The sequence below is a fragment of the Dactylosporangium sp. McL0621 genome (assembly GCF_049995355.1).
Classification (GTDB): domain Bacteria; phylum Actinomycetota; class Actinomycetes; order Mycobacteriales; family Micromonosporaceae; genus Dactylosporangium.
In genome coordinates this window covers 3,589,485-3,615,032 of the sequence record NZ_CP188259.1, presented here as the reverse complement: position 1 = coordinate 3,615,032, position 25,548 = coordinate 3,589,485, and the positions used below count along the sequence as shown (strand labels likewise).

Annotated in this window: 27 protein-coding genes; 15 read left to right on the top strand and 12 right to left on the bottom strand. The window is 74.2% G+C overall.

The window, feature by feature from the left end:
* Window positions 1–46 precede the first annotated feature (46 nt).
* The 3 genes from ACPPVO_RS17060 to ACPPVO_RS17050 all read left to right on the top strand — a co-directional run bounded on the left by ACPPVO_RS17060 (window position 47) and on the right by ACPPVO_RS17050 (window position 3,804).
* Window positions 47–442, top strand: coding sequence for an NUDIX hydrolase (locus tag ACPPVO_RS17060; protein ID WP_426512178.1), 396 nt, complete (start codon window positions 47–49; stop codon window positions 440–442).
* Between the two features lie 387 nt (window positions 443–829).
* Window positions 830–2,845, top strand: a complete 2,016-nt coding sequence (locus tag ACPPVO_RS17055; protein ID WP_426512177.1) for a hypothetical protein — start codon at window positions 830–832, stop codon at window positions 2,843–2,845.
* Between the two features lie 170 nt (window positions 2,846–3,015).
* On the top strand, window positions 3,016–3,804 hold the full coding sequence (locus ACPPVO_RS17050; RefSeq protein ID WP_426512176.1) for a hypothetical protein: 789 nt from the start codon (window positions 3,016–3,018) through the stop codon (window positions 3,802–3,804).
* Here ACPPVO_RS17050 and ACPPVO_RS17045 read toward each other — a convergent pair.
* On the bottom strand, window positions 3,786–4,502 hold the full coding sequence (locus tag ACPPVO_RS17045) for an alpha/beta fold hydrolase (RefSeq protein ID WP_426512175.1): 717 nt from the start codon (window positions 4,500–4,502) through the stop codon (window positions 3,786–3,788). The two genes, ACPPVO_RS17050 and ACPPVO_RS17045, sit on opposite strands and share 19 nt — an antisense overlap.
* A 54-nt stretch (window positions 4,503–4,556) precedes the next feature.
* Here ACPPVO_RS17045 and ACPPVO_RS17040 point away from each other — a divergent pair, with 54 nt between their 5' ends.
* The gene (locus ACPPVO_RS17040) at window positions 4,557–4,775 is read left to right on the top strand and encodes a hypothetical protein (RefSeq protein ID WP_360387388.1); all 219 of its coding nucleotides are present in this window, start codon (window positions 4,557–4,559) and stop codon (window positions 4,773–4,775) included.
* Window positions 4,776–4,782: 7 nt separating this feature from the next.
* Here ACPPVO_RS17040 and ACPPVO_RS17035 read toward each other — a convergent pair whose 3' ends face one another.
* Entirely contained in the window at window positions 4,783–5,745 is a 963-nt protein-coding gene (locus tag ACPPVO_RS17035) for a hypothetical protein (RefSeq protein WP_426512174.1), read from the bottom strand.
* Window positions 5,703–6,095, bottom strand: coding sequence for an Hsp70 family protein (locus tag ACPPVO_RS17030; RefSeq protein WP_426512173.1), 393 nt, complete (start codon window positions 6,093–6,095; stop codon window positions 5,703–5,705). The genes ACPPVO_RS17035 and ACPPVO_RS17030 overlap by 43 nt, the downstream gene beginning before the upstream one ends.
* Between ACPPVO_RS17030 and ACPPVO_RS17025 the strand changes: the two genes are divergently transcribed.
* Window positions 6,056–6,358, top strand: coding sequence for a hypothetical protein (locus ACPPVO_RS17025; protein WP_426514964.1), 303 nt, complete (start codon window positions 6,056–6,058; stop codon window positions 6,356–6,358). The genes ACPPVO_RS17030 and ACPPVO_RS17025 overlap by 40 nt on opposite strands.
* A gap of 147 nt (window positions 6,359–6,505) precedes the next feature.
* On the top strand, window positions 6,506–7,630 hold the full coding sequence (locus ACPPVO_RS17020) for a sensor histidine kinase (protein ID WP_426512172.1): 1,125 nt from the start codon (window positions 6,506–6,508) through the stop codon (window positions 7,628–7,630).
* Window positions 7,631–8,102: 472 nt separating this feature from the next.
* On the opposite strand, the gene ACPPVO_RS17015 is transcribed toward ACPPVO_RS17020, so the two are convergent.
* Window positions 8,103–8,936: a helix-turn-helix transcriptional regulator gene (locus ACPPVO_RS17015; protein WP_426512171.1), complete on the bottom strand. Its 834-nt coding sequence runs from the start codon at window positions 8,934–8,936 to the stop codon at window positions 8,103–8,105.
* Window positions 8,937–9,013: 77 nt separating this feature from the next.
* On the opposite strand from ACPPVO_RS17015, the gene ACPPVO_RS17010 reads away from it, so the two are divergent.
* The 7 genes from ACPPVO_RS17010 to ACPPVO_RS16980 all read left to right on the top strand — a co-directional run bounded on the left by ACPPVO_RS17010 (window position 9,014) and on the right by ACPPVO_RS16980 (window position 16,159).
* Entirely contained in the window at window positions 9,014–9,613 is a 600-nt protein-coding gene (locus tag ACPPVO_RS17010; protein ID WP_426512170.1) for a YbhB/YbcL family Raf kinase inhibitor-like protein, read from the top strand.
* Between the two features lie 133 nt (window positions 9,614–9,746).
* Complete coding sequence (locus tag ACPPVO_RS17005; protein ID WP_426512169.1) at window positions 9,747–10,763, top strand: NAD(P)-dependent alcohol dehydrogenase; 1,017 nt, start codon at window positions 9,747–9,749, stop codon at window positions 10,761–10,763.
* 75 nt (window positions 10,764–10,838) lie between these two features.
* Window positions 10,839–11,726, top strand: coding sequence for an ATP-binding cassette domain-containing protein (locus tag ACPPVO_RS17000; protein WP_426512168.1), 888 nt, complete (start codon window positions 10,839–10,841; stop codon window positions 11,724–11,726).
* Window positions 11,723–12,466 (top strand): hypothetical protein, encoded by a 744-nt coding sequence (locus ACPPVO_RS16995; protein WP_426512167.1) that lies wholly within the window; start codon window positions 11,723–11,725, stop codon window positions 12,464–12,466. The genes ACPPVO_RS17000 and ACPPVO_RS16995 overlap by 4 nt, the downstream gene beginning before the upstream one ends.
* 11 nt (window positions 12,467–12,477) lie before the next feature.
* Complete coding sequence (locus ACPPVO_RS16990; protein WP_426512166.1) at window positions 12,478–13,587, top strand: sensor histidine kinase; 1,110 nt, start codon at window positions 12,478–12,480, stop codon at window positions 13,585–13,587.
* On the top strand, window positions 13,584–14,252 hold the full coding sequence (locus tag ACPPVO_RS16985; RefSeq protein WP_426512165.1) for a response regulator: 669 nt from the start codon (window positions 13,584–13,586) through the stop codon (window positions 14,250–14,252). The genes ACPPVO_RS16990 and ACPPVO_RS16985 overlap by 4 nt, the downstream gene beginning before the upstream one ends.
* 653 nt (window positions 14,253–14,905) lie before the next feature.
* Window positions 14,906–16,159, top strand: a complete 1,254-nt coding sequence (locus ACPPVO_RS16980) for a multidrug effflux MFS transporter (RefSeq protein ID WP_426512164.1) — start codon at window positions 14,906–14,908, stop codon at window positions 16,157–16,159.
* A gap of 243 nt (window positions 16,160–16,402) precedes the next feature.
* Here the strand turns inward: ACPPVO_RS16980 and ACPPVO_RS16975 are convergent, their stop codons facing one another.
* Window positions 16,403–16,963, bottom strand: coding sequence for a hypothetical protein (locus tag ACPPVO_RS16975; RefSeq protein WP_426512163.1), 561 nt, complete (start codon window positions 16,961–16,963; stop codon window positions 16,403–16,405).
* A 106-nt stretch (window positions 16,964–17,069) separates the two neighbouring features.
* Here ACPPVO_RS16975 and ACPPVO_RS16970 point away from each other — a divergent pair, with 106 nt between their 5' ends.
* Entirely contained in the window at window positions 17,070–17,357 is a 288-nt protein-coding gene (locus ACPPVO_RS16970; protein ID WP_426512162.1) for a hypothetical protein, read from the top strand.
* Here ACPPVO_RS16970 and ACPPVO_RS16965 read toward each other — a convergent pair.
* Window positions 17,314–17,712 carry a VOC family protein gene (locus tag ACPPVO_RS16965; RefSeq protein WP_426512161.1) on the bottom strand — a complete coding sequence of 133 codons (399 nt, stop codon included), beginning with the start codon at window positions 17,710–17,712 and terminating at the stop codon, window positions 17,314–17,316. The genes ACPPVO_RS16970 and ACPPVO_RS16965 overlap by 44 nt on opposite strands.
* A 61-nt stretch (window positions 17,713–17,773) precedes the next feature.
* On the opposite strand from ACPPVO_RS16965, the gene ACPPVO_RS16960 reads away from it, so the two are divergent.
* Window positions 17,774–18,763: a helix-turn-helix transcriptional regulator gene (locus ACPPVO_RS16960; RefSeq protein ID WP_426512160.1), complete on the top strand. Its 990-nt coding sequence runs from the start codon at window positions 17,774–17,776 to the stop codon at window positions 18,761–18,763.
* A 205-nt stretch (window positions 18,764–18,968) separates the two neighbouring features.
* On the opposite strand, the gene ACPPVO_RS16955 is transcribed toward ACPPVO_RS16960, so the two are convergent.
* The 6 genes from ACPPVO_RS16955 to ACPPVO_RS16930 all read right to left on the bottom strand — a co-directional run bounded on the left by ACPPVO_RS16955 (window position 18,969) and on the right by ACPPVO_RS16930 (window position 25,539).
* Window positions 18,969–19,172, bottom strand: a complete 204-nt coding sequence (locus ACPPVO_RS16955; RefSeq protein WP_360387245.1) for a cold-shock protein — start codon at window positions 19,170–19,172, stop codon at window positions 18,969–18,971.
* Between the two features lie 364 nt (window positions 19,173–19,536).
* Entirely contained in the window at window positions 19,537–20,445 is a 909-nt protein-coding gene (locus ACPPVO_RS16950) for a fructosamine kinase family protein (protein WP_426512159.1), read from the bottom strand.
* Window positions 20,446–20,497: 52 nt separating this feature from the next.
* The gene (locus tag ACPPVO_RS16945; protein WP_426512158.1) at window positions 20,498–20,971 is read right to left on the bottom strand and encodes a hypothetical protein; all 474 of its coding nucleotides are present in this window, start codon (window positions 20,969–20,971) and stop codon (window positions 20,498–20,500) included.
* Window positions 20,968–21,486 (bottom strand): RNA polymerase sigma factor, encoded by a 519-nt coding sequence (locus ACPPVO_RS16940; RefSeq protein WP_426512157.1) that lies wholly within the window; start codon window positions 21,484–21,486, stop codon window positions 20,968–20,970. The genes ACPPVO_RS16945 and ACPPVO_RS16940 overlap by 4 nt, the downstream gene beginning before the upstream one ends.
* Before the next feature lie 84 nt (window positions 21,487–21,570).
* Window positions 21,571–22,605, bottom strand: coding sequence for a S66 family peptidase (locus ACPPVO_RS16935; RefSeq protein WP_426512156.1), 1,035 nt, complete (start codon window positions 22,603–22,605; stop codon window positions 21,571–21,573).
* 66 nt (window positions 22,606–22,671) lie between these two features.
* Window positions 22,672–25,539, bottom strand: coding sequence for an Hsp70 family protein (locus ACPPVO_RS16930; RefSeq protein WP_426512155.1), 2,868 nt, complete (start codon window positions 25,537–25,539; stop codon window positions 22,672–22,674).
* Between the last annotated feature and the right edge of the window lie 9 nt (window positions 25,540–25,548).

Below are 25,548 nucleotides of genomic sequence, written 5' to 3'. Positions count from 1 at the left end.
TCGTTGAACAATCTATCCTCGCACGGCCGGACGCTAGGCTCTTCGGGTGCCCGTGATCCGCATCGTCGCCGCCGTGCTCCGCGACCCCGCCGGCCGCTGGCTGCTCGTACGCAAGCGCGGCACCTCGGTCTTCATGCAGCCCGGCGGCAAGCTGGAGCCGGGCGAGGCCGCGCCGGACGCGCTCGTGCGTGAGCTGGCCGAGGAGCTGGGGCTGCGGGTGGAGGCGGCCGAGCTCGGGCACGTGGGCCGGTTCACGGCGCCGGCCGCCAACGAGGCCGGCTTCACCGTGGACGCGGACGTGTACACCGCCCCGCTGCACGGCCCGGTCGAGCCCCTGGCCGAGATCGAGGAGCTCTACTGGCTCGACCCGGCCGCCACGGACGGCGTCGAGCTGGCCCCGCTCCTGCGCGATCACCTGCTGGCGGCCCCCTCGATGCAGTAGCCGGCGTCGATGTAGGCGGTGCGCCGGAAGCCCCGGAAGGCCAGCCGGACCGGGCGGCCGGCGGCGGCGAAGGAGGGGCGCACCGGCAGCCCGGCGCAGTACCACTCCCCCGCGCCACCGGCCCGCGACTCCGCCGACTCGAGGATGTCGCGCAGCAGGCGGGCGGCCAGCCGGCCCAGCTCCTGGCCCGGCGGCGCGATCGCCCGCGATCGCCTCGACGCGCACGGACGGCGCCCAGCGGTGCAGCACGTGCAGGGCGGCGGGCAGCGGCGGCTGGAGCGGGACCAAGGTCACGTCCTCGCCCGCGTTCCATCCCGTTCCAAGGTCCCGGGAGTACCATCGCAGCGCAGTGCATCGATGACGTTCGGTGACCGAGGGTGAGGGGCGATGAGCGACCGACCGGACGAGCCGTCGCCGTGGGCGCGGCCGGCCGACCCGTCGCCGTTCGACGCCCCCTCGCCGTGGGCGTCCCCGCCGTCCCGCTACGCCGGGGCGCCGCCGGACGCGGACGCCGACGAGGAGGAGCCCGAGCCGGCTCCGCCGGTCTCGCCGATCTGGCCGGTCCCGCCGGTCTCGCACCGTCCGGCCGCGCCGGCCCGGCGATCCTGGATGCCGGTCGCGCTCGCCGCCTGGGTCCTCGCGCTCACCGTCGCCGCCGTCGTGGTGATCGTGCTCGCCGGGCGGCACGCGGCCGGGGACGACCCCTCGGCCGGCATCGCCGCGGCGGTGAAGGCGATCGCGGCATCCGGCGGTACCCATGCGGAACTGACCTTCGGCGATCGCAACGGCACGCTCGTGGACGCCGAGTTCACCGTCACCGCGGCCGGGCTCGGCACCGGCCTCGTCACCGACCCGGGCGGCGGCCGGGCGGAGGTGCGCACCAACGGCACCCGGACCGTCGTGCGCGCCGACACCGCCTGGTGGTCGCGGCGCGCCCCCGCGCAGGCGTCGGCGCTCGCCGACAAGTGGATCCTGCCCAAGGACGGGCTGATCCTGCCGATCGACATCACCCGCGCGCTCACGCCCAAGGGCCTCGCCGAGTCGGTGCGCTTCGCCGCGGCCGGGCATCCGAAGCCGGGCGGCACCGTACCGTGGCAGGGCCGCGACGCCGACATCGTCGACAACGACAGCTGGCTGCTGCTGCTCACCCGCGCCGAGCCGCGCTCGGTGGTCTGGTTCGGCGGGCACCTGACCGGCTTCGGACCGCTGCAGCCCGCGGCCTGGAAGCCCGGCCGCGCGGCCGCCCCGAACTTCGTCCCCGCCTACCAGCCGAACAACGTGCCGCCGTACGTCGGGGTCACACTGTCCACACCGGACGATGCCACCCTCGCGAAGGTGACCGAGCAGGTCGGCCAGGTGCTGCCGCCGCCGGATAGGGCCGCGGCCGCCGACGCGCCGCCGCCGCCGGCGACGCAGGACTCGGTCCGGCTGACCGCGCCGCGGTTCGTGTCCCAGCCCGACGACGAGGGCTGCGGCGGCGGGCAGTGCTCGTGGACGGTCAAGGTGACGAACGCGGGCACCGCACCCTGCGACGCGACCGTGATCGCGACGGTGACCCCGGGCATGGAGCCGCGGGCCACGCACCTCGGCGTGCTCGACCCGGGCCAGTCGAGGACCACCGCCTCGATGCGGTTCCGGGCGGCGGCCGCCCACGCGCTGTACCACGCGCAGGTGTACTGCCCGGCGCTGGACGGCCTCGACCCCGGCCCCCGGCAGCGCCTCGCCGCGGTGCAGCTCGACCCGGCGTACTCGCCGCCGGTCCGGGAGCTCGACCCGGCGCTGCAGACGGTGCTGCTGGGCGCCGCCGACGCGATGGTCCACGGCCGGACGAGCCTCACGCCGGCGGACCGTCAGCTGCTCCTGGACGCGCTCGACCTGGTCGTCGCCGGCCAGCTGATCCCGGAGGTGCAGGAGATCACCGGCTCGGGTCGCGTGGAGAACCCGGACGCGCTGCCCGGGGTGCTGCGCAACGCCTCCGGGGCCGCACCGGCCGCCGACCAGCTGCCGTTCCGCCGGGAGCTGGAGCTGGCCGCGAACCTGCTGCGCAACGACCCGGACGTGCACCTGCGGCTGGACGACCGGACGCCCACGCTGACGGACACGACGGGGAAGCGGGTGTACCGGCTGGCCGCCGTGACCGGGGACCGCCTGCTGCCGGCCCGGCCCGCACCCGCCGAGGGGCTGGTCCTCGTGGTGTACCTCGAGCCGACCCGGCCGGAGCACGACCTCGACCGCCCGGGGTTCGTCAAGCTGCTGCACGAGCCGCGGCACCGGGCGGCCGCCGCCGACACGCTCTGCCCCGGCGGCCGGCCCGCGGTCGCCGAACTGGTCCTGGTCAACCGGCACGGCGAGGAGCGCTGGACCGCCGGCCAGCTGCGCGAGCTGGCCGACGGCTGCCCCTGAGCCGGTTGGCGCAGGCTCCAGACCTGGCCGGACCGGGCGCCGAGCAAGCTAGGCGACCGATCGGCCGCCGCTTCCCGACACTGTGGGACGCGTCGTAGTCGCGGCGGCGCGGCCCTTCCTACTCTCCAGTAGCCCACGCTCGCGCGGGCCTTACCTGGAGGACATACATCATGAAGCACATAACTGCCGCGCTCGTCGGCGCGCTCGCGCTCGCCTCCCTGGCGGGCTGCGAGACCTCGATCAGCACCGGAACGACGGGCACGGCCAAGGCCGTGAACAACGCCGCCGCGGTACCGCCGCAGGAAGCCCTGACGAAGGCGGTGAAGACCCTCGACACGACCGCGTACAACGTCGCGCTCAGACAGGGCGTCATGACCGGCGGCGGCCGCGTCGACCCGGCCGCCGGCAAGGCGGTGCTGACCATCGGCGGCGACGTGGACCTCGGCCTCGGCGACGGCAAGACCCACCTCTCGGTCGGCTACACGATCCTGGCGCCGGAGCTGTACATCAAGGCCGACTTCGGCGACACCATCAACGAGCACTACGGCATGGACCCGGCCGCGTGGATGCACGTCGACCGCTCGAAGATCACGGGCTCGCAGATCCCGCTGACCGCCGCCGGCCGGATGGACGTGGGCATCGTCGAGCTGCTCTCGAACACCGCCGGCGTCAAGCGTGCCGACAAGACGCACTACACCGGCACCATCGACGTGACCACGGTGAAGGGCATCATGGCCCCGACGTCGGCCGCGGCGAAGAAGGAGGGCGCGAAGACGCTGCCCTTCACGGCGACGGTCGACGCGCAGAACCGCCTCACCGTGTTCACCATCGACGGGGCCTCGGTGGACGAGAACCTGGCGATGGAGGTGACCTTCACGGGGTACGGCTCGATCGACCCGGTGACGGCCCCGGCCGGCGCCATCGAGTGCCCGGAGCCGGTCTACCAGCTCATCGGCTGACCCGGTCCGCCGCCGGTCCCGTCGCGACCCGCGGCGGGACCGGTCGTGCGGTGCAGGATCTCCGCCAGCTCGGCGGGCATGGTGCTCAGGACGTTGTGGCTCGTCGGCATGGTGTGGACGGTCCACTCCGGGTCGGTGCGCAGCTTCTCGTACAGCTGGGTGAACGGGCTCGCGCGCCACTCGGTCATGTACACGTAGGCCCGCCGGTGGCGCATCGGGTGGCGCAGGCGGATCGCCTGGAGCAGGGAGGCGAGCGGGTGCGCGGTGGCCCTCGGGTCGAGCCGCGGCGGGGGCTGCACCGAGTAGCCGTCGGCCTTCGCGCCCGCGGCGAAGACCTCGCGGAACGCGTCAGTGGTCAGGGTCCAGCAGGAGTCGCCGTCGGCCGGGACGTACGCGTCGACGTACACCAGGCCCGACACGCGCTGCGGGGCGCGGTCGGCGACGCCCGAGACGACCATGCCGCCGTAGCTGTGGCCGACCAGCACCACGTCGTGCAGGTCGGCCTGGTCCAGGCGGGCCAGCACGTCGTCGATGTGGGTGTCCAGGTTCACGGCCGGGTGGGCGAGGTGGGCGCGGTCGCCCACGCCGGTCAGGGTGACCGGCACCGGCGTGTGGCCGCGGGCCTGCAGGGCGTCGGCGACCGCGCGGTACGCCCAAGCGCCGTGCCAGCCGCCGGGAATCAGTACGAAGGTCGCCATACCGGTCAGGGTGCCACAGGGCATAGGCGGGGCTCGGGCGGGTACAGCCGCGGTATGGATGACAACACACCCATCATCTCGGGGAACCCGGCGGCGGCGCGCACGGTCGACGCGTCCGGGGACCGCCCTGCCCGCACCGGGGCGGAGCAGGAGTGGACGGCCGAGGACCTGGCCGTGGCCGAGGGGCGCGACCCGACGCCGGACAACGTGCGGCGCGCCCAGCATGAGCTCGACGAGCTCGGACCGGCCGCGATCGAGAAGACCGTGCCGTAGCCCCCGTTCAGCGGCGGCCGGCGGGGACGGGGACGAGGCAGTACTGGGCGTGGTCCTTGATGACGAAGGGCTGGTCGACGTCCGGGCAGCGCTCGGCCTTCGGGATCTGCTCGGTGATCTCGAACGCGCCGCGGGCGTCGCAGTCGACGACCGTGGCGCGCTCGGCGCTCTGGGCGACGCACTCCCCCACCTGGAACTGCCGCTCGGGGAGCGCGCCGGTCATTTTCAAGGCGATGACGGTACCGGAGCCGAGCGCGACAAGCGCCACGAACAGCGTGAGCGCGGCGCTGACGGGCGGGCTGAGCCGCTTGCGCCGGTGCGCCCGCGGGCGGGTCGCCCTCGGCTGCCGCTGCTCCCGCCGCCACCGGGCCTGCTTCTGGTTGCGGGCGGCCAGGGTGAGCTTCGGCGCGGGGAAGCGCGGGGCGGGCGAGACGGCGACGTCGGACAGCGGGGGCTCGGCGTCCGGGTCGCCGTCGTCGCCGTCATCGGACGGATCGGCCAGGGCGCCGCGGCGGGTCGACTGCATGTAGCGCCGCACGACCCGTACCAGCGCGCCGAAGTCCTCGACGTCCGGCTCGGGCTCGGCCTTGGTCACCGTGGTCTTCTCCTCCACCTCGGGCTCCGGGTCGCTGACGGTGAGGAGGGCGGGCTCTTCTACCGCTTCGCTGCGGGAGATGGTCGCCCAGGGCACGAACACGGACGCCTCTTCCTCTTCCTCGTCCGCCTCCTCTTCGGCCTCGGGTTCGACCTCGACGGCGATCGGTTCTGGTTCTCGCTCCGGCTCGGCCTCCGGCTCCACCGCGATCGGCTCCGGAGCCGGCTCCTCGGCCGCGCGTACCGTCCGGAACTTCGTCACCATCAGGTCGAGCTCCGCCTCGAAGACGTCCAGCTCGGCCCCGGACGCGCGCAGCCCGATCCCCGCCGCGTTCAGGTCCGTCTCGGCCAGGTCCATCTCGCTGCGCAGCTGCATGACCTCGTTGGCGATCGAGACGAGAGCACGGACACGGTGCGGCCGGTCCGCTGCACCACAGCGGCGTCCACCGACCCCGCTCCAAGATCCAAAACCACGGCGGCGGTACCGTCGGGCAGCCCCAGCGCTCCCACCTCGTCTGCGTGCAGTGCGGCCGCGGCGGGCTCGGGTACCAACCGGAGCGGCCGCAGCCCGACCAGCGCCGCGGCCCTCTCGAGCACCTGCGTCTGGGGCCGGTGCCAGTGCGCCGGGTGGGTGATCGCGACGCTTGCCACCGGTCCGCCGACGACCTGCGCGCGACGGCCGCGATGTGGGTGAGCACGGCCGCGAAGAGGCTGCGGACCGGGCACTCGACCCCGCCGAGCACGACGGCGCCGCGGTCGATGCTCCGGCGCGGGTACGGCTCGAAGCGGTCCGGGTTCGCCGCGCCCGCCTCGCACGCGGCGACGCCGGCGACGAAGTGGGGCGCGTTGTCCAGGCACACCGCGGACGGCTCGAGCAGAAGCAGCTCGCGCCGTCCGTCGGGCCGGGCCAGCACCGCGGCGGTGCGGGCCGTGCCGAAATCGATCCCCAGGTGGTAGCCCCCCACGCCTACCAGTTAATACGACCATAGCGGATCAAAGGCCACAGAACGGTGAGGACGGATGCGTACGTTGCGCAGCAATCGGGCGCGCGTGCGGTACACCGGACAAAACCGGCACGACGTCGAGTCGTACTTTGGACCGATCCGCCCCGCCCGCCACCCCATACCATTGACACGATGCTCGCCAAGCTCCGATCCTTCTGGGACGAACCCGGCCCGGCCGACGCCCCCGTGCGGGTGTGGCGCGACTGGCTGCTCCTGGTCGGGTTCACGGCCGCGGTGGTGCTGGAGGTGCTGCTGCGGCCCGGGTTGCCGTACCGCTGGTTCACGGGCGCGGTCGCCCTCGTCGTCCTGCCGACGCTGCTGATCCGGCGCACCCGGCCGCTGCTGGCCGTCGCGTTCGCGTTCGGCGCGTGCGGGATCGCGCCGTTCGTGACGGGCCTCGACCTCGGCCTGAACAGCTTCGTGTTCGTGCTGTTCCTCGGCTACGCGCTGACGCGCTGGGGCTCGGGCCGCCAGGCGGTGCTCGGCGCCGCGATCATCACCGCCAAGCTGGCCGTCGGGTGGCTGGCGGGCCACGCGGGCCCGGACGACACCCTCGCCGGCTTCGGCATCCTGTTCGCGGTGACGGCGCTGGGGGCGGCGGTGCGGTACCGGGCGCGCTTCCGCCTGCGCGAGCTCGACCAGGTGAAGCTCCTGGAGCGCGAACGCCTGGCCCGCGACCTGCACGACACCGTCGCCCACCACGTCTCAGCGATGATCATCCGCGCCCAGGCCGGCCTGGCCACGGCCCCGTTCAACCCCGACGCCGCCACCGACGCCCTGCGCCTCATCGAGGCCGAGGCGACACGGGCCCTGACCGAGATGCGCGGGATCGTTCGGGTCCTGCGCACCGACGAGCCGGCCGAGCTCGCCCCCACGCCCGGCCTCGCCGACCTGCACGGCCTGGCGGGCGCACACCGCGTGGGCCCGGCCGTCGACGTGGCCATCAGCGGCGACATCGAGGACCTGCCGGCCCCGATCGGCACGGCCGTGTTCCGCCTCGCCCAGGAGTCGGTGACAAACGCCCGCCGGCACGCCCGCAACGCCACGCGCATCGAGGTGAGCGTGGTGGCGGACGACGCCGCGGTACGCCTCCAGGTCACCGACGACGGCGAGACGGCCCCGCCCCGAGCGGCGACGTCGGGCGGCTTCGGCCTGCTGGGCATGATGGAGCGAGCGGGCCTGCTCGGCGGCACGTGCTCGGCCGGCCCGGCCCCGGTCCGAGGCTGGACGGTAACCGCGGTCCTGCCGCGCGCCTAGCCACGCGGGCGACCAGCCTAGGGAGCCCGACACAACGGCGACCCGACCCAGACGTCTCTGCGCACTCAGCACACTCCCCCGCACCTGAGGCACGCAACCCGGCCGCGGCCCTCCCGCTCACAACGCGCACGAAAACGCACATCGGGCTCCCTGATTGCGCGCAACGCTCACGAGACCGCGCATTCGCCCAGAGACCGCGCACATCGCTCAGTGGACGATGCAGTCGCTCACGCGAAGGCGCGCACAACGAACAGACCGCGCAATCGCTCACTGCACTGCGCGCAAAGCACACCAGACCGCGCAACCGCTCACGAGACTGCGCGCAAAGGGCAATGGGTTGCGCAATCGCTCACGAGACTTCACGCAACGCACACCAGACCGTGCAATCGCTTACAGGACTGCGCGCAACAACCAACCGACCGTGTAATCGCTTACGAGACTGCGCGTAACGGGCGACGGGATGCGCAATCGCTCACGAGACGCTGCGCAAGGCTCCTGTGTGGTGGGTCAGGACGGTCCGCAGGGCGTCCGCGTCCGAGGGCGTGGCCGGGGTCAAGGTGAACAGCAGCTGTCCCGAGCCGTCCAGCGTGGCCAAGGCGTCGTAGCAGACCGTGATGACCCCCGCCGCCGGGTGCCGGATGCGCTTGGTCCCGTGGGTCCGTTCGTGCACCGTGTGGTCGTCCCACCAGGCGGCGAACTCGCGGCTCTCGCGGTGCAGGCCGTCGATCACCTCGCCCAGGCGGGCGTCGTCCGGGTGGCGGGCGCGGTTGGCGCGCAAGTTGCCGACCGTCTCGCGGGCGACGCACTCCCAGTCCAGCTGCGTCCGGCGCGGGCCGTCGCCGAGGAACAGCAGCCGCGCCGTGTTCGCGGCCAGGCCGGTGCCGAAGTCGGCGCCGAACAGGGCGGTGGCCGCGGCGTTCCAGGCCAGCACGTCGAAGCGGAAGTCGACGAGGTACGCCGGCAGCTGCGGCATCCCGTCGAGCACCGCGAGCAGCGACGCGGCGACCGGCGCCGGCTCGTGGCGGGCCGCGGGGGCCTCGCCGCGGGCGATCAGGTGCAGGTGCTGGCGCTGGGCCTCCGAGAACCGCAGCGCGGCCGCGAGCGCGTCGAGGACCGCCGTGCCGGGGGTGCCCGCGCGGCCCTGCTCCATCCGGATGTACCAGTCGACGCTCACCGCGGCCAGCTCCGCCACCTCCTGCCGCCGCAGCCCCGGAGTGCGCCGCCGCGGTCCGCCCGGGAGCCCGACGTCGTGCGGCGTGAGGCGGGCGCGCTGAGCCCGCAGGAAGTCGCCGAGCTGCGTCGTCATGCGCCAATGGTGGCACCGCCGGTACCAGGTTCCACGCGATCTCCCACGGACCAGGAAGCCCGGGAAGGCTGAACGGCATGAGAAAGCTCATCGCCATCCTCGCCGGCGCCGGGGCCCTGCTCGCCGGCTCCGCCACCGCCGCGACCGCGCACCAGACGAGCGGCGGTTTCGGGTACCACACCGTCCGCCGCGGCATCCCCGACGGCGCCGCGCGGTTCGCGGTCGCCAGCCCCGACGTGCGCGACGGCGGGAAGTTCCCGGCGGACATGTTCGCGAACGCGTTCGGCTGCGCCGGCACCAACGCGCGCCCGCGGCTGCGCTGGTCGAGCCCGCCGGACGGCACGCGCAGCCTCGCCGTGACGATGTACGACCCGGACGCCCCGACAGGCAGCGGCTTCTGGCACTGGCTGGCGTGGGACCTGCCGGCCGGCACCCGGACCCTCGACGCCGCCGAGCCCGCCGGCACGGTCGACGGCACCGGCGACGCGGGCGCGCCCGGCTACCTCGGCCCCTGCCCGCCGGCCGGGGACGTCGGGCACCACTACGAGATCACCGTGTACGCCCTCGACACGCCGAGCCTCGCCCTGCCCGCGAGCACCCCGCCCGCGGTGGCCGCGTTCACGATGGGCCCGCACGTCATCGCCTACGGCCGGCTCACGGTGACCGCGCGGCGGTAGCGCGGGTCCTACCGGCGGTAGCGCGGGTCCTACCGGCGGTAGCGCGGGTCCTACCGGCGTCCGCCGAAAGTACGGGAAAGCCGCGGCCCAAGTTCCGATGAACGCCACGCCCCCGATGGCCACCATCGACGGTATGAGAGCGATTGCGCAGCAACGGTACGGCTCCGCGGAGGAGCTGCGGCTCGTCGACGTCGAGACGCCCGTGCCCGGCGAGGGCGAGGTCCTCGTCCGGGTACGGGCCGCGGCCGTCAACGCCCGCGACTGGCACATCATGCGCGGCGACCCCTACGTGGCGCGGCTGGCGATGCCGGCCAGCTTCGGGCCCCGCGGGCCGCGCCGCGCCGTTCGCGGCAGCGACTTCGCGGGCGTGGTCGAGGCCGTCGGGCCGGGCGTGACGAGCTTCGCGCCCGGCGACGAGGTCTACGGCGACCTGCGCGAGCACGACGGCGCCTTCGCCGAGCTGGCCCGGGTCCCCCTCGACCATCTCGCGCACAAACCGGCCGGCCTGACGTTCGAGCAGGCGGCGGCGGTACCCCTGGCCGGCACCACGGCCCTCGTCGCGCTCCAGGACATGGCCCAGGTCCGGCCCGGCGAGACGGTGCTCATCAACGGCGCCTCCGGGGGCGTCGGCACGTTCGCGGTACAGCTGGCCAAGGCCTTCGGCGCGACCGTCACCGGCGTGTGCAGCACCCGGAACCTGGGCCTCGTCACGGAGCTGGGCGCGGACGGCGTCATCGACTACACGCGCGAGGACTTCACGCGCTCCGGCCGACGGTACGACGTCGTCCTCGACCTGGTCGCGAACCGTTCGCTCGGCGAGCTCAAGAGGACGTTGACCCCGCAGGGCCGCCTGGTGCTCAGCGGCGGCGGCACCTCGGCCGGCGGCCGGCCGCGCGTCTTCGGCCCGATGGCCCTGGTGATCCGGGCCCGGCTGGCCGCCCGCTTCGGCGACCGGCGGGTGCGGCCGATGCCCGACGTGCCGCCGACCCCGGCGAGCGGCCTGAAGATGCTGCGCGGGTACCTCGAGTCCGGCGAGGTCGCCCCGGCGGTGGACCGCACCTTCCCGTTCGCGCGGGCGGCCGAGGCGGTGCGCTACCTGGAGATCGAGCACGCCCGGGCCAAGGTGGTCATCAGCATGGGTACGACCTGAGTCGTACCCCGCACCGGCCGCACGCTCGACCTCGGACGGATTCCCGGCGCCCGGAAACGCCCTAGCGTCGGGGGCATGATCGAGGTTGAGGGGCTGACGAAACGGTTCGGGGCGGCCACGGCCGTCGACGGGCTGAGCTTCACCGTGCGACCGGGGCTCGTCACCGGGTTCCTGGGGCCGAACGGGGCCGGGAAGTCCACGACGATGCGGATGATGATCGGGCTCGACCGGCCCACGAGCGGAACGGCGACGATCAACGGCCGGGTGTACCGCGACCACGCCGCCCCGCTCTGCGAGGCCGGCGCGCTGCTGGAGGCCCGGTCCGTGCACCGCGGCCGGACGGCGCGCCAGCACCTGCTCGGCCTGGCCCGCACCCACGGCCTGCCGGGGCGGCGCGTGACCGAGGTGCTGGAGCAGGCCGGGCTCGGCGGCGTCGCCGACCGCCGGGCCGGCGGGTTCTCGCTCGGCATGTCCCAGCGGCTCGGGATCGCCGCGGCGCTGCTCGGCGAGCCGGCCGTCGTGATCCTCGACGAGCCGGTCAACGGGCTCGACCCGGACGGCGTGCTGTGGATCCGCACGCTGCTGCGCGACCTCGCGGCCCAGGGCCGCACGGTGCTCGTCTCCAGCCACCTCATGAGCGAGATGGCGCTCACCGCCGACCACCTGCTCGTCGTCGGCGCGGGGCGGCTGCTCGCCGACTGCAGCCTGGCCGAGCTGGTCCACGGCGGCCGGTGCCTGGTCCGCTCGCCCCGGGCCGCGGAGCTGCAGGCCCTGCTGCCGCAGCCGACGTGGGCCCGGGACACCGAGACGTTCGAGGTCGAGGGGGTCGAGGCCGCCGCGATCGGGGAGCTCGCGGCCCGGCACGGCATCGCGCTGCACGAGCTCACCCCGCAGCGGGCGTCGCTGGAGCAGGCGTACATGGACCTGACCCGCGAGAGCGTCGAGTACGGGGTGGCATCGTGAGGTACCGAAACATCGTGCATGCGGAGTGGGGCAAGCTCTGGGCGCTGCGCTCGACCTGGGTGGTCTTCGCCGTCGTCGGGGTGCTCGCGGTCGGTCTGGCCGCGGCGATCGGCGCCACCGCCGAACATCCGGCGCCGGGGCAGGCGTTCCTCGCGATCGACGTGTTCTCCATCCTGCTCGGCGTCTTCGGCATCCTGATGGTCACCGGCGAGTACGGCTCGGGGCTCATCCGCGCCACGTTCGCGGCGGTCCCCCGGCGGCTGCCGGTGCTGTGGGCGAAGGCGGCCGTGCTGACTGCGGCGACGGTACCGCTGATGCTGCTGGTCTGTTCCGGCTCGCTGCTCGTCAACCACGCGCTCACGCCGGAGGCGCACCGTTACCCGCTCGGCGACGGCGGGCTGGTGCGGGCCACGCTCGGCGCCGCCGCCGCGCCCGTCGCGCTCGCGCTGCTGGGGCTGGGGATCGGGGCGCTGCTGCGGCACACCGCGGCGGCGATCACGGTGTACGTCCTGTCGATGCTCGTGCTCCCCGCGCTGCTCGGCGCCGCGCTGCCTGCGTCCGTCGCCGACGACGTCGTGCGGTGCGTGCCCGTGGCGGCGGCGCAGGCCCTCTACGCGCTGCCGGGCGGCGGCGACACGGCCCGCACGCTGCCGCCCGGCCCGGCGGCGCTGGTCCTGCTCGCCTGGGTCGCGGCCGCCCTCGCCGCCGGCGCGGTCACGCTGCGGCGCCGCGACCCGTGACAATGGCTCCCATGAGGCTGCGCACCGACATCGCGATCGCGGCCGCGGTGGCGCTCGCGTGCGGGATCGTGCTCACCGGCCGCACCGGCGCCACCCAGCACGGCGGCGACTGGCTGGACTGGCTGTCGGTGGTGCTGGTGCCGGTACCGCTGATCTGGCGCCGCCGGGCCCCGGTCCTCGTGCTGTGGGTCACCGCGGGCCTGCTGACGCTGCAGGGCCTGCTGCACATCGAGTCGCCCGCGGGGCTGTTCGTGCCGCTGGCCGCGCTGCACGCCGTCGCCCGCCACCGCCCGGCCCGCTTCGTGTGGCCGGGCGTCGTGGCGGTGATCCTGCCGGGCTGGCTCAACCGTACCGGCGGGAGCTTCCCGTGGACCGCGTTCGCCGCCGTCACCGCGATCACGGTCGCGATCGCGCTGATCGGCATCAACCAGAGGACGCGGCACGCGTACCTGACCGAGCTGGAGGACCGCGCCCGCCGCCTCGAGCTCGACCGGGACCGCCAGGCCCGCCTGGCCGTCGCCGAGGAGCGGGCGCGGATCGCCCGCGACATGCACGACATCGTCGCGCACCACCTCGCGGTCATGGTGGCCCTCGCCGACGGCGCCGCGGCGACCGTGCCGGCCGACCCGCCCCGCGCCGCCGACGTGATGCGCCAGGCGTCGGCGACCGGGCGGCAGGCCCTGGCCGACATGCGCCGCCTGGTCGGGCTGCTGCGGCGCGACCCCGGCGACGAGCGCGCGCCGCAGCCGGGCCTGGACGACCTGGACGCGCTCGTGGACGGGGTCCGCGCCGCCGGGGTGCAGGTGGAGCTGACCCGGGAGGGCACCCCCGGGCCGTGGGGTCCGGGGGCGGGACTGGCCGTCTACCGGATCGTGCAGGAGGCGCTCACCAACACCCTCAAGCACGCCGGGCCGCACGCGAAGGCCGAGGTGCGCATCCGGTACGGCGAGCGCCGGGCCGACCTCACCGTCCTCGACGACGGCGGCGGACGGCCCGCCCCGGCCGGGCACGGGCTCACCGGCATGCGGGAACGGGCCGCGGTCTACGGCGGGCAGATCGAGGCCGGCCCGCGCCCCGGGCCCGGCTGGCGGGTCGAGGCGCACCTGGCGTTCGAGTCGTGAGCGTCTCGGTGCTGCTCGTCGACGACCAGCCGCTGCTCTGCCTCGGCTTCCGCCTGGTCCTGGAGGCCCAGCCCGACCTGCGCGTCGTCGGCGAGGCCGGCAACGGCGAGCAGGCGATCGCGATGACCCGCGCGCTCGACCCCGACGTGGTGCTCATGGACGTGCGCATGCCCGTGCTCGACGGCATCGAGGCGACCCGCCGCATCGTGGCGTCCGGCGCCCGCGCCCGCGTCCTGGTGCTGACGACGTTCGACCTGGACGAGTACGTGTACGCGGCCCTGCGCGCGGGCGCGAGCGGCTTCCTGCTCAAGGACGTGCCCCCGAACGACCTCGTCACCGCGATCCGCTCGGTCGCCGGCGGCCACGCGGTCGTCGCCCCGGCGGTGACCCGGCGCCTGCTGGACACGTTCCTCCCGCACTTGCCGGCCCCGGGCACGGCCCGCACCCCGCCGGCGCTGGATACCCTGACCGGCCGCGAGCGCGAGGTGCTGACCCACGTGGCGCGCGGCTCGTCGAACTCGGAGATCGCCGCGGCCCTGCACCTGTCGGAGGCGACCGTCAAGGTGCATGTGGGCCGCCTGCTGGCGAAGCTGTCCCTGCGCGACCGGGTGCAGATCGTCGTGTACGCATACGAGAACGGATTGACACCACCACGCCCGGCGTGACCACCATGATCCCGGCGAGCCCGAGCGCCAGCAGGCGCCGCCGACGCGCCTCGGCCTGCAGCTGCTCGTACGTGGCCCGCCGCTCGACGACGTCCCCGCGCGACGAGACACACACGTCGCCGGGCCCGATCAGCACGGCGCCGGGGCGCGGGTTGGCCTCGAAGCAGGCGAGCCGGGTGGGCGTGAGCTTCCAGTCGACACTGCCCCAGTCGACGTCGAACCACGAACCGTCGTGACAGGCGTCGGTCGGGCAGTACTGCCGGACGGGCAGCTCCCACCCTTCACGGACGACGACCGCCCCGGCAAGGAGCCCGACGAGGAGCGCCCCGATCACGGCGAGTGTGCGCATACCGCTTCCGACGCACACACCCCGCCGGCGGTTCCAGACCCGAGCCATACCCGGAATGTCGAGGACAACGGCCGATCCGTTCCCGTCGCAACGGTGACCGGCCTTGAACCGCCGAGCAGACACATCGACTGGATCGGCGGAGCCGGCCGCCCCGGGGACGGCCGGAAGTCCTGTCGCTCACCCGGGACGGTGACGCAGTACCGTCGCCGAGCTGCTCGCCGTCGGCCGGAACGTGACCGAGGTAACGACCGGAATGCGGGGAAACTCCATACTGTTGCCACCGGTCGTGGCCGAGACTGTGATGATGACCCGACCCCGAGCCCAGCCGCCGCTGTCCGCCTGGCGCCGGCTCCGGCTGACGCTGGTGCTCGGATTCCTGACCGCCCTCGGGCCGCTGACCATCGACATGTACCTCCCGGCGCTGCCGACGATCACCACCGGCCTGCACGCGTCGGCGGCCGCGGTGCAGCTCACGCTCACCGGTACCCTCGCCGGTCTGGCCATCGGGCAGCTGATCGTCGGGCCGTTGTCCGACGCGTTCGGGCGCCGGGTACCGCTGCTCGCCGGGATCGCGGTGCACGTGACCGCGTCGGTGCTGTGCGTGTTCGCGCCCAACCTGGCCGTGCTCGGCACGCTGCGGGTATTGCAGGGCCTCGGCGCCGCCGCCGCGTCCGTGGTCGCCATGGCCGTCGTGCGGGACCTGTTCAACGGGCTCGCGGCGGCGCGGCTGCTGTCGCGGCTCATGCTCGTCGTCGGGGTCGCCCCGATCCTGGCCCCCACCATCGGCGGCCTGGTCCTGCGCCTGACCCAGTGGCGCGGGGTTTTCGTGGTACTCGCCGTGGCCGGTCTGGCGATCCTCGCCGCCACCGCGTTCGCGCTGCCCGAGACCCTCCCGGCCGGGCGGCGGCGCGGCGGCGGCGTGGGCGGCACCGTGCGCGACTACGGGCGCCTGTTCGCCGACCGGGTGTACGTCGGGCTGATCATCGTCGCCGGGCTGTCGATGGCGGCGCTCATCGCGTACGTCAGCGGGTCGAGCTTCGTGTTCCAGGACGAGTACGGCATGAGCCAGCAGCAGTTCGCGTTCGTCTTCGCGGGCGGGGCGGTCGGCCTGATCGGCGCGACCCAGCTCAACGTGCGGCTGCTGCGCCGGTGGACGCCGCAGCGGATCCTCGCCGGCGCGCTGGTCGCAGGCGTCGCGGCCGGGGCCGTCCTGCTCGCCCTGGCCGCCACCCACACGGGCGGGCTGCTCGGCGTGCTGCTGCCGCTGTGGACGGTGCTCGCGATGGTCGGCCTGGCCATGCCCAACGCCCCCGCGCTGGCCCTGTCCCGGCACGGTGAGGCCGCCGGTACCGCGGCCGCGCTGCTCGGCGCCGTCCAGTTCGGCGTCGGCGCGCTGGCCGCTCCGCTCGTCGGTGTCCTGGGCGTGGGCGCCCTCGCGATGGCGATCGTGGTCTTCGGGGGCATGGCGGCCGCGGCTCTGGCGCTCTGGCTGGTGGTACAGCCGCAGCATCTTCCGGCCGAACAGCTCGATCCCGCCGTGGCGGTCGCCACCCACTGATCGTTCACCGAACGGACTGCTGTCGGCCGGTTACGCGATGTGCGAGGGCCGGAACGGCGTGGCCGCGTTCGGCTCCGCCCCACTGCCAGCCCGCGGAGCACCCGCTCGCCCGTGGCCGCCCAGAGCCACACCTGCCGGACGCGCCGCAGTCCGTCCGGTACCACGACGTCCGGCGCCGAGGTCGACCTCCACCGCATCGAACGGTCGCGGTACCGCCCCGCCGTCTGCCGGCCCACGGCGATGTCAGGCAGCCGCGACCCGGGCCGGTGTGCGGAAGGCCGTCACGGCGACGGTGGCGAACGCGACGACCAGGGCCACGTTCACCGCCACCGCCAGCCAGGCGATGTTCGCGATGTGGGCGACCGGCCACGCGATCGACGCCACGCCGAGCAGGGCCGTGTTCCACAGCGGTCCCGTGCGGCGCACGACGAAGGCGGCCAGCAGCAGGGTCAGCGGGAAGCACAGGCCGAGCGGCTTGATCAGGTTCGCGGCGCCGGACGCGTCGACGAGGTCGGTGTCGCCCAGGGAGACGTGGATGGTGTTGAAGCCGTAGGCGACGTTGCCGGCCACGCCCAGGGCGCCGACGATCAGCAGGGCCGCGCCCAGGGCGCCGTCGGTCAGGGTGAGCAGGCGCACGAGTACCAGGGCGTAGGCGGTGGCGCCGAGGACGTGGAGGACGGCGGCGGTCGGGTCGTTCCAGCCGCGGGCCGCGTACAGGCTGTCGGCGACCAGGTAGACGACCGGGGCGGCGATCAGGGATGCGGTGAGCACGCGGTCCCCGGGGGAGCCCGGTGATGAGGTCATGGGAGTACGGTCGCCGTCCCGGGGCCGGCGCGCATCCGGGCCGGCCCTGCGATGTTGCCGGGTTAACCCTGGTCCTCACGGCGGCGCGGGCTGGCACGATGCAGACGTGGTGCGCACCGGGACGCTGGGCTGGGTGGCGGGCGCGGCGACGGCCGTCCTGGTCGCCGGCGGCGGCGTGCTCGGGGTGCACGTCGGCAACCTGCACAACGGGCTCATCGCGGCGTCGTTCACGCTCGTCGGGCTGTACGTGGTACGCCGGCGGCCCGGGAACGCGGAGGGGTGGCTGCCAGCACGAGCGCGAGCACCGGCGCGTGCTCGCGGTCCTGCGCTTCCTCCGGGCCTGAGCGCGCTCAGCGCCGCTGCCGGGCGATCGCGTCGGCGCCGACCGGCGTGAACAGGTTGACCAGCGTGCCGTCGGGGTCGCGGAACAGCAGCGACCGGTTGCCCCACGGCATGGTGGTCGGCTCCTGTACCGGCACGCCGATCACGTCGCGCAGCCGCGCGAACTCGGCGTCCACGTCGTCGACCCGGAACTCCACGATCGCCGTCCGGTTGGCGGCCGGCTCGGCCGAGCCCGCGCCGAAGAGCGCGACCGTGGCGGTACCGCCGATCGCGAGCGTCGCGCCCGGCAGGGCCAGCTCGGCGAAGTCCGGCGTGTACCGGCGGGCGGTCTGCCCGGTGACCTGCTCGTAGAAGTCGGTGAGGCGGCCGACCTGGTCGGTGATGAGGCGAACCGATGCGAAATCCATGACGCCCACCGTAGGAGCGATACCGGACAAGGTCCGCCCGGTTTTGGCAGAATGTTGAACCATGACACGGCCGACCGCCCGGGTGCTCGCCCTCCTGGAGATCCTGCAGGGCGGCGGCACCCACACCGCCGTCGCGCTGGCCGGGCGGCTCGGGGTCGACGAGCGGACCGTGCGCCGCTACGCCGAGCACCTGCTCGACCTCGACGTGCCGGTCGAGGCGGTGCGGGGGCGCTACGGCGGGTACCGGCTGGGCCCGGGCTTCCGGATGCCGCCGCTCATGCTGACCGACGAGGAGGCGCTGGCCGTGCTGCTCGGCCTGTCGGGCGGGCGGGTGACGGCAGCGTCGGGGGCCGCCGCGGCCAAGGTGCGCCGGGTGCTGCCCAAGGCGCTCGCCGCCCGTCTCGACGCGCTGTTCGCCACGGCCGACTTCGGCGCGCCGGCGCGCTCGCACGAGGAGACGGGACCGCAGGCCTCGGTCATGCTGCGGCTGGCCGAGGCGACGCGGCAGCGCCGGCCCGCGGTGATCGTGTACTCCGACCGCAACGGCCGGCGCAGCGAGCGGACCCTGCATCCGTACGGCATCGTGGCGCACGCCGCGCGCTGGTACGTCACCGGGCCCGACTCGGCCTCGGGCGAACTGCGCACGTTCCGGCTCGACCGCATTGTGGAGGTACACCTCGCGGAGGGCTCTTTTGCCGTTCCTGACGGGTTCCGTCCGGCCGACGTGGTGCGGACCGGCCTGGCCGGGACGCCGTGGCGGCACGAGGTCGTCGTGGCCGTGCGGGGGACCGCCGAGGAGGTGCGCGCGCGGCTGCCCGGCGGGCTGGCGAGCATCGAGCCGGACCCGGGCGAAGGGCCTGACTGGGTGCTGGTGCGGCTGCGCGCGGAGCGGCTCGACTGGCTTCCGGGGCTGCTGGCCGGGCTCGGGCGGCCGTTTCTCGTGCGCGAACCCGCGCAGTTGCGCGATGTGATCCGCGCCTGGGCCGACCGTGTGGCGGGGTGCGCGGGGGCGACGACACCGGAAGAGGCGGCGAACCGGTACGGGCCGTGAGGGCCCGTCGTCACGAAACTTACGGCGGCGGCATACCCGATCGGGCGAATTTTACGAAGTGGTTCCGCGGTGGAGCGGGCGGCACATGCGCGGAAAGGTCGTCATTAGCCGCTAATGCCGACAATCGGACACATTGCCGAACGGAGCGCCGTACGCTTGGGCATACGGCGCTCCGGTTGGCGCTTGAGTCTCTTGCGAGGACCCGTCAGAGAGCGCGAACGTTCTCCGCCTGAGGACCCTTCTGACCCTGGGTCACCTCGTACTCCACCTTCTGACCTTCGGTCAGCTCGCGGTAGCCGCTGCTGGCGATGGCGGAGTAGTGGACGAACACGTCCGCGCCGCCGTCGTCCTGCTGGATGAAGCCGAAGCCCTTTTCAGAGTTGAACCACTTGACAGTACCGCTAGCCACGCTTTTCCTCCTGATAGCGGAAAACCAGAACCTCGCCAATCGCCGGCGAGGTGCTTCCGCTCGATGAACCATACCTGCCGTCGGTCCGCACCCCAGCACCGCAGGCACAAGTCACCGGGCCGGCGGTCTACCGCATCCGGTGCGTAACCAAATGCTCGTATCCGCGCTCATAATCGCACACCGCGACGCGAACAGCTTCCCCGAGGCGTACCGAACTTTCGGCAACGGGGCAGAGCGAGGGTTACGGCCCCCGATCGACGTACATAACCCCGGTGTCGCGAGCGCTCAGCGAGGGCCTTTTGCGCTCCGAACCCGGCGCCAGGTCGTCATCAAACTGTGATCCAAGGGAGTCGCCCGGCGATTGTTACCGACGCGTACGAAATGGGGTGAGCGTGGCCCGGATCAGGTCGGCCACGCCCCAGTCGGGCTCGATCTGGGCCAGCACGGCGAGGTGCTGGCGCAGCTGGATGATCGGCATGCGGTCCCGCCAGCCGGCGTCGAGCGAGGTCAGCTCCGCGTACACGTCGAAGAACCGGCGCGCCTCGGGCGGCGGTACGGCGGACCACAGGTGCGCGAGGTCGACCTCGGCCCACGTGTAGGACACGGCCGGGTCGATCAGGGCGGGCCGCCCGTCCGGGGTGGCCATGACGTTCGGCGCCCACAGGTCCCCGTGGGTCAGGCAGGCCGGCCGGTCGGGCAGCAGCTCGGGCAGCCGGTCGCAGAGTCGTTCCAGCGCGGCCCGGTCCGCGGGCCCGAGGGCGGCGTCGACGCGCGGCTCCCCGAGCCACCGCAGCAGCCGGTGCTGCGCGAAGAACGCGAAGCCGTCCTCGGCCCAGGTGTTGACCTGCCGGCGGCGGCCGAGCCAGTTGTCGCGGGGCCAGCCGAAGCGCTTGTGGGTGGTACCCCGGTGCAAACGGGCCACCGCGTGGGCCAGCTGCTCCCAGAAGGCCGCGCGGCCCGGCCGTGCGCGCAGGACCGACAGCACGAGCAGTTCCCGGTCGGCGAGGATCACGTCGGGCGTCGCCACACCGCCGAGCTCGCGCAGGGCGGCCAGCCCCTCGGCCTCGGCCGCGAACACGTCGCCGTCCGGCGCCTCGGCGAACGCCTTCACGAACACCGGCGGCGCGTCGCGGCGGGTGGCGATCCCGGCGAGCGCCGCGAGACCACCGCTGACGGGCTCCACGGCGACGACGTCACCCAGCCCGGCCCGGTGCAGCCGGTCGAGCAGCAGCGCCGTCACGACGGACTCCAGCCTGAGCGGCCGTCCCTCCATGGCACCCGCTCATGGTCGCGCATCGTACTGATGGGCCGGGCCGTCGAGTGGATCATGGCGAAACGGTACCGTCTCCGCGTGCGGCCAGTGCGGTCCTGCGCCGCATCAGGGCGGTCCTCGCCCGGCGGGCCGCGCGGAGGTTCACGGCCGCCAGGACGCCCAGTGCCACGACGACGGCCAGCAGCGTCGGCTCGAGCTTGTGCCGCACGATGGTGATGACCAACGCGCCCGTCGTGAAGGCGAGCCACGCGCCGGCCCCGAGCCAGGCGGCGACCACGCGGTCGCGGGCGAACAGGGGTACGCGCCGGGTGACGGCCCAGGCGCCGAACCCCGCCCAGCCCAGACCGATCGTCATCAGGGCCGCGAACGCCACCTGCGTGCGGGGCGGCAGGCCCGGCTCCGTCGCCCACAGCAGGCCGATCAGGGCGCTGCCGGTCAGGCCGGCCAGGGCCACGACCAGGTAGGCGACCCGCCGGCGCAGCGACAACGGCGCGTCCAGCCGCGCCAGGACCTCTTCCGGCGTCATGCCTCGTACCCCTTCCGCTCCAGCTCCACGCGCAACAACCCGCGGGCCCGGTTGAGCCGCGACTTGACCGTTCCGACGGGGACGGCGCAGATCTGGGCGCACGTCTCCAGCGGCAGGTCCTCCAGGTAGAACAGCAGGAGCACCTCGCGCTCCCGGGCCGGCAGCGCGGCCAGGGCGCCGGCCAGGGTCTCCCGGTCGACCACGCCCTCGGTCGCGTCGTGGCCCGCAACGTCGTCGATCGGTTCGGTGTCCGGGCGCGCGTACGCGACCCGCAGCCGGTTCATCACCGCCCGGCGCGCGACCGTGAACAGCCACGGCGTGAACCGGTCCGGCTGCCGCAGGCGCGGCAGCCCCTTCACCACGGCCAGCCAGATCTCCTGCACCACGTCGTCGTCGGTACCGCCGAGCATCCGCCCCACGTACCGCTCGACCGCCGGGTGCCAGGCCCGTACCAGCTCGGTGAAGGCCTCCCGCTCACCCAGCTGACAGCGGACCACCAGCAACTCGTCGCTCATCGGCCCTCCTTCGCCGGTTCAGTCGGCGCGGAGGGCCGGAAGGTTCACGGTGCTGAGGGAAAATCGGCGCGGCCCGGTTGGGTGCTAGGCGAAATCGGCGTGGACGCGGCGCTCGACCGCGTCGACGGTCATGGTGCCGCCGTGCGGCAGGATCCACTGCGGGCGCGTATGGCCGAACGGGATGCCGACACAGACAACCGCCTCCGGGTTGTACCGCGTCACCTCCGACACGACCGCGTCCCGCTGCTCCGCGCGCAGGCGGGAGCGCTCCTCCGGCTCCGGCCGGCGGGTGAAGTCCGAGACCGGCGGACGCGCCAGCAGTACCGCATCCACCGCCGCCAGCAGGCCCCGCTCCCCCAGCGCGCGGACGATCCAGGCGACGTTGCGCGCCGGGAGCAGCTCCTCCGACGTCTCCAAGAGCATCACGCCGCCGGCGAGGGCGTCCGGGGCGGGCGAGGACCGGCCCGCGGTGAGCACCCACTCGAGCACCTCGATGCAGCCGCCCCAGGTGCGGCCGGTCACCGTGCGGGCCGGGCCGTGCCAGCTCCACGGCTCGGTCGGCGCGCGGTCGCCGTACGAGGACAGCGCCCGCGGATCGTCCCAGCCGACGCCCACGTCCTCGGACTCGCCCGGGTCGGTCACCTCCAGGCGCTCGCCGGTGAGCAGGGCCGCCCGCAGCGAGCGGGCGTGCACCTCGTCGACGGCCGGGCCCGGGCCGAGGTGTACCTGGGTGGAGCCGCCGTAGAAGCTGGCGATGCCGTTGGCCCACAGCCACTGGTGCAGGTTGGTGTTGTCGCTGGTGCCCAGGAACGGCTTCGGGTCGGCGCGGGCGAGCGCGGGGTCGAGGTGCGGTACCACCGTGATCTGGTCCTCGCCGCCGATCACCGCCAGGATCGCGCGGATGTCCGGGTCGGCGAAGGCCGCGTTGATGTCCGCCGCCCGGGCCTCGGCCGAGGCGCCCACCCGGCGGGTCGTCGGGTACTCCACCGGGACGAGGCCGGTGACCTCGGCCAGGCGGCGCATCGCCTGCTCGTGGACCGCCGGGAACAGGCCGGGCGCGGCGAACGACGGCGACAGCACGGCGACGCGGTCACCGGGTCGCGCTTTCGGGGGATGCATCAGGCCGGGCACGTTGCCAGCCTCGGCATCCCGGCGGAGTTCGTCAAACGAGATCTGTGCGACCCGTCAGAAGTTGGACAGTACGTCGTTGAAGACGTTGCGGATGTCGAGGGCGTTCTTGGCGTCGTAGCTGCCGCCCCGGGCCGCGCCCGCGATGCGGTCCAGCGATGCCGCGTCGGCCTCGGAGCCGTACGCGATCGTGAAGACCCGCACCGGCTTCTCCAGGCTGCCGCGGCCGAGCTCGGTGACGAGCCGGCCGAGGTCGTCGTCGGCCGGGTACTGGTTCTCGCCGTCGCTGAGCACCACGACCGCGTAGATGCGCCGGTCGGTCTGGGCGTCGCGCATGTGCGCGACGGCCGCGCGGATCGTGGCGTACAGCGCGGTCTCGCCGTGCGGGCGCAGCACGTCCACGGACTGCTTGTACCGCGCCGCCGACGGCCCCGCCGGGCTCAGCGGCATCAGCTCGCGCCACGGGTCCGCGCCGCTGCGCTCGGGGCCGCTGAACGCCCACAGGCCGATCGAGTCGGTCGCGGCGAGGCTGTCGACGGCGGGCCCGGCGGCCTCCTTGGCCAGCTGCAGCCGCGTCTTGCCGGAGTCGCCGACCTCCTGGGACATGGAGCCGGACTCGTCGACGACGATGAGCACACCGGCCGGCTTGCGGACCTGGCCCCACAGCGCCAGCAGCGCCTCGACGGTCTTCGCGTCGGGCGGCGGGACCGTGGTGAACGCCGGCTGCGTCTGCAGGTTGGCGTCGGCGAAGCTCGCGTGGTCCTCGACGTCGCGGAAGCCCTCGGCGAGGAACAGGGCGGCCTGGGCGGGCTCGTGCACGTACCGCAGAAAACTCTCGGCGGCGGCGGACTGCTCGGGACTGACCCAGGGCTCGCGCAGGATCGCGTAGGGGTCGTCGGACGCGATCGTCCCGTCGGCCGGGTAGATGGCGACCAGCGGGGTCTTCGGCGGGGCCTGCTGCCCGCCGTCGAGGAGGTTGCCGCGGTTGTACTGGTAGATGACCTGCTCCTCCAGCGCGATCGCGCTCACGTACTCCAGCCCGCGCCCCTCCTGATCGGCCTGGTACAGGTTCTTCGTGAACGTCGACGAGCTGCTGCCGTAGTGCACGGCGGCGAGTTCGAGGCTGTGCAGCCGCCCGGCGTCGCGCCCGAGCGCGGTGGCCGTGGAGGCGAAGGAGAGCAGGCCGGTCGTCGAGGTGTTCGGGTTGGTCTTGCCGAGCGTGAACGGCCCCCACTCAGGGTGGCCGTAGGCGCCCCAGCCGCGCGGGTCGGCGGCGAGCGCGGCGAGGTCCGACCAGCCGATCTTCGCCTTGGGCCAGCCGATCGCCTCGGCCATGGGCTTCGGCATGCCGATGACGACCGGCGTGTGCGTCACCGACGGCAGCTCGCCGTCGGCCAGCACCGCGGGCCGGGCCGCGCGGAGGCGCTCGATCCACACACTGGACGAGGGCGACCACACGTCGGGACGGGCCTTCTTGTCCAGGGTCGTCCCGGCGGCGAGCGCGTCGGCCATCATGCGCGAGCTGGCGATGCTGACGTGCACGTCGACGCAGCCGCCCGCGGGGTGGTACCGGCGCGCCAGCTCGGTGAGCACCGGCGCCTTCTCGTCGGAGCTGACCAGGTTCAGCGACAGGCAGTGCTGGCGCCAGGCGGTGAAGTACACGAGCCCGGCCCCGGCCAGGACGAGCACCGCGAGGACGGCGGGCCACCGGCGCTTCTTCCGGGGCACGATGCCGCGTCGCCCGTTGGCCGGCGGCCTGGGAGGCGAGGTCGCGGAGACCGGCGGGGGCGGCGCGGGTGCGGCGGCCGGCGGGGGCGGCGCGGGTGCGGCGGCCGGCGGGGGCGGCGCGGGTGTGGGGGGCGGCGCCGGTGTGGAGTCGGCCAGGAGCGTCGCGCCCTCGGCGACGATCAGCTCCGGGCGCTCGGTCGCGGCCGGCGAGGCGCCCAGCCGGCGGTGCAGCGTCGTGGCGACCAGCGGCATCCGGGTGCCGCCGCCGACGAGCAGGACCGCGTCGAGGTCCGCGGCGGCGACCGCGGCCTCCCGCAGCACCGCGCGGGTCTGGTGGATCGTGCGGTCGAGGATGGGCGCGGCCAGCTGGTCGAGCTGCTCCCGGCCGAACGGCGCGTCGTCGGCGAAGAGCGGGATGTGGATCGCGGTGGCGGCCGCCCGGGCGAGGCTCTCCTTGGCCGCGCGCACGTCGTCCCACAGCTGCCGGGCCGCGCGTCTGTCCTCATCGGACTCGGGGTGGGTGAGCCGCCGCCACCGGCCGGGGTCGCGGCCGGCGTAGACGGCGCCGAGGTACGCCACGATCGCCGTGTCGATCTCCAGCCCGCCGGCGTCGTCGAGGCCGGCCTCGGCCAGCACCTCGAAGCCGGCGCCGGTGCGCTTGACGACGGACACGTCGAACGTGCCGGCGCCGAGGTCGTAGATGAGCGCGGTGCCGCCGGCGCGCAGCGCGCCGTGGGCGTGGGCGGCGGCGACCGGCTCGGCGACGAGCCCGGCCCGGTGCACGCCGGCGTCGCGGGCCGCGTCGAGCAGCACCTGGCGCCGGCGCGGCCCCCAGCCCGCCGGGCACGCGATCGTGACGCTCGCGGGCGCCTCGCCGGCGACGCGCACGGCCTCGTCGTACACCCGGCGCAGCACCGCCCCGATGAGCTCGGTGACCGGCACCTCCCGGTCGCCGAGCACCACGGTGCCGTGGTCGATGCAGCGCTTCGGGTGCGGCTCGAAGGCGCTGGGGTCGGTGCGGGCGGCCCGGATCGCGTCCCGCCCGACGAGCAGCGTGCCGTCCGGGGCGCGGCACACGGCCGAGGGCAGCAGCTCGGAGCCGTCGAGGAGGAGCGTTTTGGTCGTACCGTCGGCAAGGCGCAGGACCGCCGCGGTGTTCGATGTACCGAAGTCGATTCCCAACCGAATCCCGGTCACGCCGGACAC